The organism is Streptomyces sp. NPDC032091, assembly GCF_055580265.1.
In genome coordinates, this window is record NZ_JBVILR010000027.1 from 1 (window position 1) to 12,786 (window position 12,786).

At 71.9% G+C, this 12,786-nt stretch carries 12 protein-coding genes; 3 read left to right on the forward strand and 9 right to left on the reverse strand.

Annotated features, from left to right (window positions below; translation table 11 throughout):
- Positions 1-118 precede the first annotated feature (118 nt).
- Both ACZ5NJ_RS32140 and ACZ5NJ_RS32145 read right to left on the reverse strand, forming a co-directional pair.
- Positions 119-1,186, reverse strand: a complete 1,068-nt coding sequence (locus tag ACZ5NJ_RS32140) for a Rossmann-fold NAD(P)-binding domain-containing protein (RefSeq protein ID WP_468769558.1) — start codon at positions 1,184-1,186, stop codon at positions 119-121.
- A 198-nt stretch (positions 1,187-1,384) separates the two neighbouring features.
- Positions 1,385-3,331, reverse strand: a complete 1,947-nt coding sequence (locus tag ACZ5NJ_RS32145; protein ID WP_468769561.1) for an ATP-binding protein — start codon at positions 3,329-3,331, stop codon at positions 1,385-1,387.
- Positions 3,332-3,498: 167 nt separating this feature from the next.
- Between ACZ5NJ_RS32145 and ACZ5NJ_RS32150 the strand changes: the two genes are divergently transcribed.
- Positions 3,499-4,569, forward strand: a complete 1,071-nt coding sequence (locus tag ACZ5NJ_RS32150; RefSeq protein WP_468769565.1) for an Lrp/AsnC family transcriptional regulator — start codon at positions 3,499-3,501, stop codon at positions 4,567-4,569.
- Positions 4,570-4,703: 134 nt separating this feature from the next.
- On the opposite strand, the gene ACZ5NJ_RS32155 is transcribed toward ACZ5NJ_RS32150, so the two are convergent.
- The 7 genes from ACZ5NJ_RS32155 to ACZ5NJ_RS32185 form a co-directional block, all read right to left on the reverse strand.
- On the reverse strand, positions 4,704-6,092 hold the full coding sequence (locus ACZ5NJ_RS32155) for a nucleobase:cation symporter-2 family protein (protein ID WP_468769696.1): 1,389 nt from the start codon (positions 6,090-6,092) through the stop codon (positions 4,704-4,706).
- A 361-nt stretch (positions 6,093-6,453) separates the two neighbouring features.
- Positions 6,454-7,857: an 8-oxoguanine deaminase gene (locus ACZ5NJ_RS32160; protein ID WP_468769567.1), complete on the reverse strand. Its 1,404-nt coding sequence runs from the start codon at positions 7,855-7,857 to the stop codon at positions 6,454-6,456.
- 185 nt (positions 7,858-8,042) lie between these two features.
- Positions 8,043-8,966 carry a factor-independent urate hydroxylase gene (gene pucL / locus ACZ5NJ_RS32165; protein WP_249768523.1) on the reverse strand — a complete coding sequence of 308 codons (924 nt, stop codon included), beginning with the start codon at positions 8,964-8,966 and terminating at the stop codon, positions 8,043-8,045.
- A gap of 1 nt (position 8,967) precedes the next feature.
- On the reverse strand, positions 8,968-9,357 hold the full coding sequence (gene uraH / locus ACZ5NJ_RS32170) for a hydroxyisourate hydrolase (protein ID WP_468769570.1): 390 nt from the start codon (positions 9,355-9,357) through the stop codon (positions 8,968-8,970).
- 2 nt (positions 9,358-9,359) lie between these two features.
- Entirely contained in the window at positions 9,360-9,875 is a 516-nt protein-coding gene (uraD, locus tag ACZ5NJ_RS32175; RefSeq protein WP_468769572.1) for a 2-oxo-4-hydroxy-4-carboxy-5-ureidoimidazoline decarboxylase, read from the reverse strand.
- Between the two features lie 154 nt (positions 9,876-10,029).
- Entirely contained in the window at positions 10,030-10,440 is a 411-nt protein-coding gene (locus ACZ5NJ_RS32180) for a helix-turn-helix domain-containing protein (protein WP_468769574.1), read from the reverse strand.
- Positions 10,437-10,688 carry a thiamine-binding protein gene (locus tag ACZ5NJ_RS32185; protein WP_395508186.1) on the reverse strand — a complete coding sequence of 84 codons (252 nt, stop codon included), beginning with the start codon at positions 10,686-10,688 and terminating at the stop codon, positions 10,437-10,439. The genes ACZ5NJ_RS32180 and ACZ5NJ_RS32185 overlap by 4 nt, the downstream gene beginning before the upstream one ends.
- A 126-nt stretch (positions 10,689-10,814) precedes the next feature.
- Between ACZ5NJ_RS32185 and ACZ5NJ_RS32190 the strand changes: the two genes are divergently transcribed.
- Together ACZ5NJ_RS32190 and ACZ5NJ_RS32195 are read left to right on the forward strand one after the other, a co-directional pair.
- Positions 10,815-11,648, forward strand: a complete 834-nt coding sequence (locus ACZ5NJ_RS32190; RefSeq protein WP_468769576.1) for a TIM barrel protein — start codon at positions 10,815-10,817, stop codon at positions 11,646-11,648.
- 75 nt (positions 11,649-11,723) lie between these two features.
- Positions 11,724-12,623, forward strand: coding sequence for a 2-hydroxy-3-oxopropionate reductase (locus tag ACZ5NJ_RS32195; RefSeq protein WP_468769578.1), 900 nt, complete (start codon positions 11,724-11,726; stop codon positions 12,621-12,623).
- The last annotated feature ends 163 nt before the right edge of the window (positions 12,624-12,786 follow it).

The window sequence follows — 12,786 nt, forward strand, 5'->3', positions numbered from 1 at the left end:
TTTCGGGCCCTCGACGCTTGGGCGGGCCCCCCCTTCCTTGGCTGTCTTTTTTCCCCCGCCAAGGCGCCGAGGTGCGGTGCCGGGCGGCGCGGGCCAGGCACGATCCGGAAGAGACGGCCTACGCCGCCCGGTCCGGGCGGGTGAGTGCCCGCATCGCCGTGGTGAAGGCGTCCCGGCAGCGCAGCCAGTCCGGGTCCGGGGCGGGGGCGTGCAGGTCGACGAGCTTGGGCAGCAGGTCCGCGGAGAAGGCCCGGGCCGCCTCGGCCGGGAGCAGCGAGGGCAGGTTGTCGATGGCGATCACGTCGACCGGCCGGCCGCCTCCGCGCAGCCGGCGGGCCGGGGCCGCCCAGTCGGTGAGGCGGTCGTAGACGGGCAGCAGGTGCAGTTCTGATCCTGTGTCACAGGTGATGTCGGCGATCACCGAGAGCCGGCCGGTACCGGACTCCAGGTCGGCGGGGGTCAGGAACGGCGGCACGGGCCGGGTGGTGAGCACGGCGTTGACCAGGATGTCGTGGTCCAGCAGTGCGGCCCGGTCCAGCCGGCGGGTCGCCCCGCGCCCCCAGCGGGTGACCGCGATCCCGGCGGTGGCGAGGGCGTCGCAGGCGCCGCGCCCGCTGCGCCCGCCCGCGCCGATCACCAGGGCCCGTAACCCGTCGGCCGGCGCGTCGCGCAGCCGGGCGTCCAGCTCCGGCCGGGGCGCCGGGACCAGGGGCGCCGTGAGCCGGCCCCGGGCGTGCAGGGCGGCCAGGGCGGCGCCCGCGTACCCGGCCCAGTAGCCGAAGGCGGCCAGCCGGCGGCCCTGCGCGTCGGCCAGGTACTCCAGGTCGAGCAGGGTCCCGCCGCCCGCGGCGAACCGGCGCAGCAGTCCGGGGGCCTGGGGCTGGCCCTTGTAGGCGTGGCCGAAGTAGACGTGCCGGTGGTGCAGGGCCTCGGGCGCCGGCGGGAGTTCCTTGAGGCCGAGGACGTACGCCGATCCGGGTGCGGCCCGCGTCCAGGAGCCGGCCGGCACGGTGCGGCAGCCGGCGGCGGCGTACGCGTCGAGCGGGAAGACGCGGTGACCGGAGTCCTCCACGGTGATCCGTACGCCCTGCCGGACGAGGAACCCGGCGTCGTCGGGGGTCAGCGGCGCGCGCCGCTCGGTGGGTCGGGTCTCGCTGCGCATCCACAGCTGCGGGGTTTCGGCCATCGCTGTACCACCTGTCCGGTCAGAGGGGTGGGGCGGGCAGAGGAGCGGGGGCGAGCCGGCGCTCTAGCGATGTCTTTCCGCGTCCTGTACGCCGTACGCCGGATCGGGCCGGCAACTCCGGGCCCCCTGGCACCCCGTGCCCCGCCGCGCCCCCAGGGCCTCAGCACCACCCTCGGTACGGCCGTGGCGGGGCCGGGGTCACCGTTCCGCGAGGAGCTCCCGCAGCGGGGTCCGGGTGCCCTCCGCGTAGGCCGTGCGCAGGGCCTCCGGGGACAGGCGCAGCCGCAGGACGCGTTCGGCGCGCGGGGCGCGCGCGGAGGCCGGGCGGTGTCCGGAGACCGCGCCGAGCAGCCGGGCGGCGAACTCGTAGCGGCCCAGGTCGGCCTCCATCTGGGCCAGCAGCTCCGCCGACAGGGCCTGGCCCAGCCGGTCCCCCAGGGCGAACTGGGTCTCCAGGGAGCGCAGCAGCCAGGTGCGGGCCAGCGCGGGGCGGCCCTCGCGGCGCTGGAGCAGAGCCTGCGCGTAGCCGGCCCAGGAACGGGCCCACAGGTCGGGGCCGTCGGAGGTGCCCTCGGTGAACGGGAGGGCCTGCGGGTCGGTATGTGCGACGGCCATCGCCAGGGCGGCCTCCAACGCCGCCCGGCCGGGCCCGAACTCGGGCTCCTCCGGCAGCAGTTCGAGGGCCTCGCGGTACTCCTCGGCGGCCTCGGCGGGCCGGTCCCGCCACAGGGCGACGGTACCCCGGACGTGCGCGAGGTAGGCCAGGACGGCGTCCTCCCCCTCCTGCACGGCCGCCGTCCAGGCCTCCACCAGCAGCGGATCCGCCTCCTCCGCCTGGCCGAAGCTCGCCACCAGCCAGGCCGCCAGCCACAGCGGCCGGGCCGGCCGGGGCGCCGGGTGCGCCGCCAGGGCCCGCTCCAGATGGCCGCGCCCCTCCTCCATGAGCCCGCAGGCGGACCAGAGGAACCACAGCGACACGGCGATCTCCAGCGCGCCGGCCGGGCCGGCCGGCGAGCCGGGGTCCATCGCGAGCCGCAGCTCGGGCAGCTCCCGCAGGGCCAGGGCGCGTGCCTCCAGCTGCGCCCCCGACCGCCACAGCTGCGCGGCCCGTTCGGCGCTGACGCGGCACCGCTCGTGGTGGCGGCGGGCGGCGATGGCCGCGTCGCCGCGCGGACCGCGGGCCGGCCGCCGGGCCGCGTAGGCCCGTACGGCCAGCGGCAGCCGGTAGCGGCCGGCGTGCCCGGGCTCCGCCAGCAGGGCGGGGGCCAGCCGGCGCAGGGCCTGGACCGCGGCGTCCGGGCCGAGCTCGCCGAACCCGCACACCTCCGCGACTGCGGCCTCGTCGAAGGAGCCCGCGAAGACCGGGAGCCGCTCCCACAGCAGCCGCTCCCCGGCCGGTGCCAGCCGGCACAGGCGCAGCGCGTCCGCCCCGCCGGCCCGCCCGGCGCCGCCGGCGAGGAACCCCAGCGGATCGGCGGTCAGCCGGCGCAGCGCCTCGGCGGGTCCGTGGCGGCGGGCCCGGGCGGCCGCGAGCTCCAGTACCCCGGGGATCCCGTCGAGGGCGCGGCACAGGGCGGCCACGGCCCCGGCGTTGTGCTCGGTGAGCTCGAAGCGGGGGTCGGCCCCGCGCGCCCGCTCCGCGTAGAGGCGTACGGCGGCGTAGCGGGCGACCGCGGCCGGCGGGAGCGGGGCGTCCGGGTCGTCGGGCGCGGGGGGCAGGGGCAGCGGGCCGACGGCGAGCAGGGCCTCTCCGTCCACTCCGAGGATCCGCTGCGATGTGGCCAGAATCCGTACCCCGGCGCAGCGTGCGAGCAGCTCTTCCACGAGCTCACCGGCCCGTTCGCCGAGCTGCTCGCCACCGTCGAGGACCAGGAGCGCCTCGCGCCCGGCGAGTCCCTCGCACAGCTCCGCGGCCAGGGTGCCCGCACGGGCGGACGACAGCCGGGACAGGCCGGCCCAGACGATGTCGGCGCCGCTCCCTCCGCAGAGCTCGCGGGCGGTGCGCACGGCGACCCGGGTCTTGCCCACTCCGGCCGGGCCCGTGAGCGTGACCAGGCGTTCTGTGGCCAGCAGGGCCCGGGCACGCGCGACTTCGCCGGCCCGCCCGACGAGGCTGGACAGCTCGGCGGGCACCGCTTGAAGCACGCTTGAGCCGGCCTCCCCCATACGTCCTCCCGCTGCTCTCCTGGGGCTGCACACGTCCGTCCCGTCCGGCCCGACCGTCCGATGCGGCGGTTCGGCGTATGAAGAGAGATGATCAGTCGAAAGTCCGGTTAACCGGTCCGGGGCCGGGAAAACCGCCAGGGGTAAGTATGAACTCGGCCATTTCCACCATTGACGACACCGACCGGGCGCTCGTGCACGCGCTCCAGCTCGCCCCCCGCGCCAGCTGGGAGCGGCTGGCCCCGGTGCTCGGGGCGCGCCCGGAGACTCTGGCGCGCCGCTGGGAGCGGATGACGTCGGCCGGGGAGGCATGGGTTTCGGGGCTGGGGCTGCGGACGGGGAACCATGCGCCCTGTATGGCCTGGGTGGAGGTGATGTGCGCGGCGGGCACCTCGCCGGCGGTGGGCGCGGCCCTGACGGGGGACCCCCACACGCTGGGGGTGGAGCACACGACGGGCGGGCGCGACCTGCTGGCCTTCGTGGCCGTACCGGACCTGCACATGCTGTTCCGCTACCTCTCGTTCCGGGTCCAGCGGATCCCCGGGGTGACCGGCACCCGCTCCTCGATGGTCACGGCCGTGCACTCGGCTCCCGACCGCTGGCGGATGGACCACCTGTCGCCGGCCCAGACCGCCCTGCTGACCGGGCGGACGCGGCGCGCCCCGGGGCCGCCGGGCCCGGGGGCCCCGACGGTCGCCCCGGTCCCGGAGGAGGACCGGCCGCTGATGATGGCACTGGCCGCGGACGGGCGGCGCAGCGTGGCCTCGCTGGCGCGGGAGTCGGGGATGAGCGAGTCGACCGTACGGCGGCGGCTGGGCCGGCTGGAGGCGGGGCAGAGCCTGCGCTACAGCTGTGCGATGGCCTCGGGGCTGTCCGGCTGGCCGGTGTCGGCGACCCTGTGGGCGGAGGTGCGCGAGCACGAGGTGCCCGACTGCGCGGCGGTGGCGGCGGGGCTGCGCGAGACCCGGACCTGTATGTCGGTGAGCGGCACGTGGAACTTCGTGATCAGCGCCCGGCTGCGCACCATCGAGGGGCTGGCGCGCTACACCGCCGACCTGTCACGGCGGCTGCCGGGGCTGCGGATCACCGATACCGCGGTGGCCCTGCACGTCCGCAAGTCGGAGGCGCAGGAGCTGGACCAGTGGGGGCGGCGGGTACGGACGGTGCCGCCGGACATCTGGACGGACCCGGCGCCGGGGGTGCCGGACGACCGGACCTGAGCCGTACGACCGCACCCGCGACGGCGCCCCCGGCGGGCGGGGGGGGGGGGGGGGGGGGGGGGGGAAAGGGGGGGGGGGGGGGGGCCCCCCCCCCCCCCCCCCCCACACCCGCCGGGGGCGGGGTGCGCGGGTCCTCAGTGCACGAAGGCCGGTTCCGGGGCGGGTTCCGCCGCGGTCCTGCGGACTCCGAGGTGGTTGAAGGCCAGGTTGAGCAGGATGGCGACCACGCAGCCGGTGCTGATGCCGGAGTCGAGGACGACGAGGAGGTCCTTCGGGAAGGCGTGGTAGAAGTTCGGCGCGGCGATCGGGATCAGGCCGATGCCGACCGAGGCGGCGACGATCAGGGCGTTCTCGCCCTTCTCCATGGCCGCGCCCGCCAGGGTCTGGATGCCGCTGGCCGCCACCGAGCCGAAGAGGACGATGCCGGCGCCGCCCAGGACGGGCAGCGGGACGACCCCGATGACGGAGGCGGCCACCGGACACAGGCCCAGCAGGATCAGGATGCCGCCGCCCGCGGCGACGACGAAGCGGCTGCGGACCTTGGTCATGGCGACGAGTCCGATGTTCTGCGCGAAGGCGCTGCACATGAACCCGTTGAACAGGGGGCTGAGCGCGCTGCCGAGGGTGTCGGCGCGCAGGCCGCCCTCGATGGTCCTCGCGTCGGCCGGGCGGCCCACGATCCTGCCGAGGGCCAGGATGTCGGCGGTGGACTCGGTCATGCAGACCAGCATCACGATGCACATCGAGATGATCGCCGCGACCTGGAACTGGGGGGCGCCGAAGTGGAAGGGGGTCGGGAAGCCGACGAGGTCCGCGTTCCGGACGGCGTCGAAGTGCGCCATGCCCAGCGGTATCGCGATGAGGGTGCCCGCGACCAGGCCGAGCAGGATGGAGATCTGCTGGAGGAACCCGCGCAGCAACTTGCGCATCACCAGGACGATCGCCAGGGTCAGGGCGGCCATGCCGATGTTCTTCATGGAGCCGTAGTCGGCGGCGGTGCGGTTGCCGCCCTGGGACCAGTTGAAGGCCACGGGCAGCAGGGAGACGCCGATCAGGGTGATGACGGTGCCGGTGACCACGGGCGGGAAGAACCGGACGAGCTTGCCGAAGTAGGGGGCGGCGAGGAACCCGACGACTCCGGCGACGATGATCGCGCCGAAGATGACGGGAATGGCGTCGTGCCCCTGCCCCTTGCCGATGGCGATCATCGGGGTCACACCGGCGAAGGAGACGCCGTTGACGAAGGGGAGTTTGGCGCCGATCTTCCAGAACCCGAGGGTCTGGAGGAGGGTGGCGAGCCCGGCGGTGAAGAGGGAGGCGCCCATCAGGAAGGCGGTCTCGGTCGCGGAGAGGCCCACGGCGGGGCCGACGATCATGGGCGGGGCCACGACACCCGCGTACATGGCGGCCACGTGCTGGAGGCCGCTGGTGAACATGCGGAGCGGAGGCAGGGTCTCGTCGACCGGGTGCTTCTCCTCCGGTACTGCGACTGCATCTTTGCGGAACCTGGGCGCATCGGCCACGGCTTCCTCCGGTCGGTTAGACACGTCGGCAGGGACGTGGGTGTCAGGGAGGTGGTGCGAAAGCGTGCTGGTCGAGCCTGTATGGAGTTGTGGGTGGAGCGACTTCCTGGTCCCAAGGGGTGCGGAATCGATTCGCCCAAAAACCGGTTCCACGCGGTGGTGCCAGCCCGGTCAGGGCTGGGGGTGCCGTGGCGTCGGCGCGGGTGACGCGCCGTGCTGGGGTGTGGTGTCACGAGTCACCGCCCCCGGGGGCGCCGTCGGATCTCTCCTCGGGCGCTTCCCGGGAACGGCTGCCGCGGACCCCGCTCGGGTCCGCGGCCGCCGGCCGAGGGCCGTCCCCCCCGGCCGGACTCCGTGGGGGTCAGGCCTGCGCGGAGATCCGGGCCAGGCGCTGGGCCTCCGCGCGGGTGGACACCGCGATGGCGTCCTCGTCCGCGAAGAGCAGCCGGTTGTTCTCGACGATCTGCTTGCCGTTGACGAACGAGGCGGTGACCGGGGCGGCCGCGCCGAAGACGAGCGCGGTGACCGGGTCGGCGATCGAGGAGTGCAGGAAGGTGTTCAGGTTCCACAGCACCAGGTCGGCGCACTTGCCGACCTCCAGCGAACCGATGTTGTCGGCGCGGCCGAGGACCTGGGCGCCGCCGTAGGTGCCCAGGCGCAGCGACTGGCGGGCGTTGAGCGCGGCCTCGCGGTGCACCGGGTTCAGGCGGTTGATCAGCAGCGCGTTGCGCAGCTCGGTGTGCAGCTCACCGGACTCGTTGGAGGCGGTGCCGTCCACGCCGAGGCCGACCGGGACACCGGCGGCCAGCATGTCCGGGACGCGGGCGATGCCGGCGGCCAGCCGCGCGTTGGAGGAGGGGCAGTGCGCGACACCGGTCTTGGTGCGGGCGAACGCGGCGATGTCGGAGTCGTTCATGTGGACGCTGTGCGCCATCCACACGTCCTCACCGAGCCAGCCGGTCGACTCGAAGTAGTCGGTCGGGCCCATGCCGAAGAGCTCGTGGCAGAACTTCTCCTCCTCGACGGTCTCCGAGCCGTGCGTGTGCATGCGCACACCGAGGCGGCGGGCCAGCTCGGCGCCCTGCTTCAGCAGCTCGGTGGAGACCGAGAAGGGGGAGCACGGGGCGACGGCGACCTGGGTCATCGCGTCGAAGGAGGCGTCGTGGAACTTCTTGATGGTCGCCTCGGTGTCCGCGAGGGCACCTTCGAGGGTCTCGACGGCGTGGTCCGGCGGCAGGCCGCCGTCCTTCTCGCTGCGGTCCATGGAGCCGCGGGCGAGGGTGAAGCGGACGCCCATCTCGGACGCGGCGCGGATGATCGCGCCGGAGAGGTCGCCGGAGTTCTTGGGGTAGACGTAGTGGTGGTCCATCGCGGTGGTGACACCGCCGCGGGCCATCGCGGCCAGGGAGCCCTGGGCCGCCGTGTACGCCATCTGCTCGTCGATGCGCGCCCAGGTCGGGTACAGGGCGACGAGCCAGTTGAAGAGGTTGTGGTCGGTGGCCAGGCCACGCGTGATCCACTGGTAGAAGTGGTGGTGCGTGTTGACCAGACCGGGGGTCACGAGGTGCCCGGTGCCGTCGATGCGGCGGACGACGTTGTCGAGGTTCTCGGGGGCTTTGCCCGCGCCGACGAACTCGATCTTGTTGCCTGCGATGACGACGTGACCCGAGGCGTACTCGGTGTCGTTGGCGTCGACGGTCGCGATCGCACAGTTCTCGATGACGGTGCGCGCTACGGCGCCGTCATGGGCTGCCGATGCTGCCATGGGACTTCCTCGTGCTTTCAGTGGCGGTGCGGGCACGGCAAAGCCCTGGGGATTTGAGTGCCGGAGCCGGGGGCCTGACAGCTGACAGTACTGCCGCCCCGTGTGGTGCGTCCGGGTGCCGATTCAGGAAGCTGTGGGGTGTCGCCCCGGGGCCACTGCGGAGCCCCGGGACGCGCGTGCGCTGCTCAGAGGTTGGTCATGTCCACGGGGATACGGGCGTCGGCGCCGTCGCGGAGGACCGTCGCCTCGATCAGACCGTACGGACGGTCCGCGGCGAAGTACACCTCGTTGTCGTTCTTGAGGCCGAAGGGCTCCAGGTCGACGAGGAAGTGGTGCTTGTTCGGGAGCGAGAAGCGGACCTCGTCGATCTCCGAACGGTGGTTGATGATGCGCGAACCCATCTGGTACAGGGTCTGCTGGAGCGACAGGGAGTAGGTCTCCGCGAAGGCCTGGAGCATGTGCTTCTTGGTCTCGGCGTAGGACTTCTCCCAGTTGGGCATCCGCTGCTCGTCGTCGGTCCAGTTGAAGCGCCAGCGGCCCGACACCTGGGTGGCCAGGATGCGGTCGTACGCCTCCTGCAGGGTCGTGTACTTGTCCTTCACGTAACCCCAGAACTCGGAGTTCGTGGAGTTCATGACGATCAGGTCCTTGAGGCCGGAGATGACCTCCCAGTTCTGGCCGTCGTACGTGATCTGGGTGACGCGGGTCTCCATGCCCTTGCGGACGAAGGAGTGGTTGACCTCGTCGGAGCCGATGAACTTGGAGTTGGCGTCCGAGGTGGCGATCCGGTCCCAGGCGTACTCCTCGATCCTGATGCGCGCGCGCTGGATCGGCTCCTGGCTGTTCACGAACCAGCGGGCCAGGTGGATGCCGAACTGCTCGGCGGACTCGATGCCGTACTCCTTGGCGAACGCGTACACCGTGTTCTTGGTGGTGTCCGTCGGGAGGACGTTGGCGTTCGAGCCGGAGTAGTGGACGTCGTCCATGTCGCCGGAGAGGGCGACCGAGACGTTCAGGTCCTTGATGTGGTGCGTGTCGCCGTCCCGCGTGATCTTGACGACGCGGTTCTCTGCTTTGCCGTACTGGTTCTGGCCCAGAATCGTGGCCATGCTAGCTCCCTCGGTAAACGGAGTAGCCGAACGGGTTGAGCAGCAGCGGTACGTGGTAGTGCTCGCCCGGGTTCACCGCGAAGGTGATGGTTACCTCGGGGAAGAACGCACCGCTGTCCCTTACGCGGGGGGCGTCCTGCTGCGCCTCGGCTTGCTTCTTTGAGAAGTACGTCTCGGTCTCGAAGTCGAGACGCACGTGTGTGGTGCCCTCCGGCAGGGCCGGCAGGTCCTTGCAGCGCCCGTCGGCGTCGGTGGCGGAGCCGCCCAGGGCCGCCCACTCGCCGTCCAGGCCCGTACGGGCCGACAGGGAGATGGCGACGCCCTCGGCGGGGCGGCCGATGCTGGTGTCCAGAATGTGCGTGGACACCGACGCGGTGGTCTCGGTGCTCATGTTCACTCTCCTTCTGCGAGCTCGACGAGTCGGGTCAGACGGATCCGGTTGATCTTCACGAGTTCGCCGCGGGCGATCTCTCGCTCCTGCTCCGGCGTGTTCTCGATCCGGACCTTGACCGCGTCCCGCATGAACTCACCGGTGGCACCGGTGGCGCAGATGAGGAACACGTGGCCGAACTTGTCCTGGTAGGCCAGGTTCAGTTCGAGGAGCTCCTTCTTGAGCTCCTCCGAGGCACCGGCCATGCCACGCTGCTCGCGGGCGGAGGTCGGGTCTCCCGGCTTCGGCCGGCCGATCGGCGCGTGGCCTCCCATCGCCTCGCCCAGGTCGTCCGCGGTGAGCTCGGCCATGGCGGCCTCGTTCGCGGCGAAGAGGGAGTCGGCGGCGGCGAAGGGGCGCTGGGCGAGCATCTTGCTCCCCCACGCCGAACTGGCGCACACCTCGTGCAGCTCGGCCGTGGCCTCGCTGTCGTCCAAGGCGTTGAACCGGGTCAGACCCGGGGTCGGGCTCGAAGTCACGGTAGGCCTCCGTGGCCTGTTGTTGCTTTGACGGGCTGCGCATAGCTAACGCCCTCGACAACACGGCGTCAACACTTTGTTGAAACTTCGCGTACACAAAAGCCGCCGCCCGGGTGAATTGGGCGGCGGCTCGTGACCGTCGGTGGAGCGTCCCTCACTCGGGGCTGTTCTGTTTCGATGCCTTGGCAGGCCGATTCTGAGCGCCGGACTCCCGGTTCAAATAGTTGTAGACCGTGAAACGGCTGACACCCAGGGCCCCCGCGACCGTTTCCACGCCATGGCGCACGGCGAAGGCGCCCCGCGCCTCCAGTATGCGTACCACGTCCTGCTTGGACTTCCGGTCGAGCTGCGCCAGCGGCACGCCGTGGCGCCGTTCCAGCGCCGCCAGGATGTGGTCGAGCGAGTCGGAGAGCTGCGGCAGCCGCACCGCCAGCACCTCCTGGCCCTCCCAGCTCAGCACGACGTCGTCGGGTTCGGCGCGGGCGGGGTCCATCAGCTCGCCGCCCATCGCGTCCACCAGCGGCTTGACCGCGGTGACGAACGGGTGGTCGCGGGGCTCGGTCATGCTCCGTCCTCACCGATCACGTTGACCTGGAGCGAGACGCGCGTGGCGCCGGCGTCCAGCGCGTCGCGCAGCAGCGCGGCCACCGCCTTCAGCACCGGGTCGGAATCGCCCTCGGCCGTATTGCCGAAGGGGCCCACGTCGACCGCGTCCAGCTGGGCCTTCTGGATGACCTCGCGGGCGGCCACGGCGTGGGCGGGGGCCTCTTCGAGGTCGAAGGGCTCGGTCGTGAACTCCACTCTCAATCGCACGCCGCCCAAGCTACCGGGCGGTCGTGAGATTCCGGGAGCCGGCACTTGACAAGTCGGACGCTCTGCTTGCAGTCTTCCATCAAGCAGAAAGTAACTTCCGCAATACGGAAGGAGCGCACACCCCTCATGGGATACTCGGACCAGCGCTTCGATGTGAACCTTTCGATCCTCTTCACGGAACTCCCGCTCCTGGAGCGCCCCGCGGCCGCCGCCGCGGCGGGCTTCACCGCGGTCGAGCTGTGGTGGCCCTGGATCGAGACCCCCACCCCCGCCCAGGAGGAGCTCGACGCTCTCAAGAAGGCTCTTGAGGACGCCGGCACCCAGCTGGTGGGCCTGAACTTCTACGCCGGCCGGCTCCCCGGCCCGGACCGCGGCGCGGTCTCGGTGCCGGGCGAGGAGTCGGACCGCTTCAACGCCAACATCAACGTCGCGGCCGACTTCGCCGCCTCGGTCGGCTGCAAGGCGCTCAACGCCCTCTACGGCAACCGCGTCGAAGGCGTGGACCCGGCCGTCCAGGACGAGCTGGCCCTGAAGAACCTGGTCGTCGCGGCCCAGGCCGCGGACCGGGTGGGCGCGATCCTCCTGATCGAGACCCTCAACAAGCCGGAGTCGCCGCTCTACCCGCTGGTGAGCGCCCCGGCCGGCATCGAGGTGGTGGACAAGGTGAACGAGGCCACCGGCCTCGGCAACGCCAAGTTCCTCCTCGACCTGTACCACCTGGCGATGAACGATGAGGACCTCTCCGAGGTCATCGAAAAGTACGCCGCCAAGACCGGACACGTCCAGATCGCGGACAAGCCCGGACGCGGTGCCCCCGGCACCGGCGAGCTGCCCCTTGAGGACCTCCTCGACCAGCTCAAGAAGGCCGGCTACCAGGGCTTTGTCGGCCTGGAGTACAAGGCCGCCGACGCCGCGGCCTCCTTCGACTGGCTGCCGGCCGAGGCCCGCGCCGCCAAGTAAGAGGACAAAGTCCGGGCGATCAGCCAGGCACCTCACGCACTTTTCGTACAAAGCTTGAAGAAGAAGGACCTCATCATGAGCAACCTCGCCGCCCTCCCGAAGATTGCCTGGATCGGACTCGGCATCATGGGCTCCCCCATGTCCGAGAACCTCCTGAAGGCCGGCTACTCGGTCACCGGCTTCACGCTGGAGCAGGACAAGCTGGAGCGCCTGGCCGCCGCCGGCGGCACCGCCGCCGGCTCGATCGCCGAGGCCGTCGCGGACGCCGACGTCATCATCACGATGGTGCCCGCCTCCCCGCAGGTCGAGGCCATCAACTACGGCCCGAACGGCATCCTGGAGAACGCCAAGTCCGGCGCGCTCATCATCGACATGTCGTCGATCACCCCGCAGACCTCCGTCGACCTGGCGAAGAACGCCGCCGAGAAGGGCATCCGCGTCATCGACGCCCCGGTGTCCGGCGGCGAGGCCGGCGCCATCGAGGCCGTGCTGTCGATCATGGTGGGTGGCGAGCAGGCCGACTTCGACGCGGCCCTGCCGATCCTCGAGGCCCTCGGCAAGGTCATCGTCCTGTGCGGTCCGCACGGCTCCGGCCAGACGGTGAAGGCCGCCAACCAGCTCATCGTCGCGGTGAACATCCAGGCGTGCGCCGAGGCCGTGGTCTTCCTGGAGAAGTCCGGCGTGAACCTCGAGGCCGCCCTCGACGTCCTCAACGGCGGTCTGGCCGGCTCCACGGTCCTGACCCGCAAGAAGGACAACTTCCTGAACCGCGACTTCAAGCCCGGTTTCCGGATCGACCTGCACCACAAGGACATGGGCATCGTCACCGACGCCGCCCGCAACGTCGGCGCCGCCCTGCCCGTCGGCGCGGTCGTGGCCCAGCTGGTCGCCTCCCTGCGCGCCCAGGGTGACGGCGGCCTGGACCACTCCGCCCTGCTCCGCGCGGTCGAGCGCCTCTCCGGCGCCCAGGTCTGATCCCCAGCGGCCCGCTGCCCCGGGCCGCCTCCCCCTCACGGGGGCCCGAGTTTCCGGATGGTGCCGGTGCTGACACCTGTCCTGTCGCGCCCAAGCGCCGGCACCGTCCGGATTACCTCCTCATTCTTTCTTTCAACAAACTGTTGACGACGCGTTCACGCCG